This is a genomic window from Frigoribacterium faeni (assembly GCF_007988805.1).
GTDB classification, from domain to species: Bacteria; Actinomycetota; Actinomycetes; order Actinomycetales; family Microbacteriaceae; genus Frigoribacterium; species Frigoribacterium faeni.
The window spans coordinates 1-649 of the sequence record NZ_BJUV01000083.1; the positions used below are offsets into that span (position 1 = coordinate 1).

General features: G+C 71.2%; 1 protein-coding gene. It reads left to right on the forward strand.

Annotation, left to right across the window (positions count from 1 at the left end; all coding sequences use genetic code 11):
- Positions 1 to 649, forward strand: a 649-nt coding sequence (locus FFA01_RS15815; RefSeq protein ID WP_146857139.1) for a M14 family zinc carboxypeptidase, incomplete at both ends; no start/stop codon positions are given.

Genomic DNA, 649 nt, shown 5'->3' on the forward strand with positions numbered 1-649 from the left:
CGGCGAGCCGATCCTGATGTACACCGTCGGCAGCGGCTCGCGGAACCACCTGATCGTCGGCGGCGTGCACCCGAACGAGCCGATCGGGTCGTGGACGGCGATCCACCTCGCCGAGACGCTCTGCGCCGACGACGAGCTGCGGTCCGCGCTCGACGCGACCTGGCACATCGTGCCGAGCATCGACCCCGACGGCGGCCGGCTCAACGAGGGCTGGTTCCACGACCCGACCGACCGCGGCTACTACTCGCGGCGGTTCTATCGTCCGGCCCCCGACGAGCAGGTCGAATGGACGTTCCCGACCTCGTACGAGCGCGCCTACTTCGACCGTGTGCTGCCCGAGACCCTCGGGCTGATGCGCCTGATCGACGAGCTGCGGCCGGACCTCTACGTGAGCCTGCACAACGGCGAGATGGGCGGCGTCTACTACTACCTGAGCCGCCCCGTGCCCGAGCTGACCGAGGCGCTGCACGCGGTGCCCGCGTCGCTCGGCCTGCCGCTCGACACCGGGGAGCCCGAGTCGCCGTACCTCGAGCGGTACGCGCCGGCGGTGTTCGGCACCGGCACGATCGCCGACGCGTACGACTACCTCGAGTCGCTCGGGGTGGACCCGGCCCTCGAGATCGGCGGCTCGTCGTCGAGCGAGTACGCG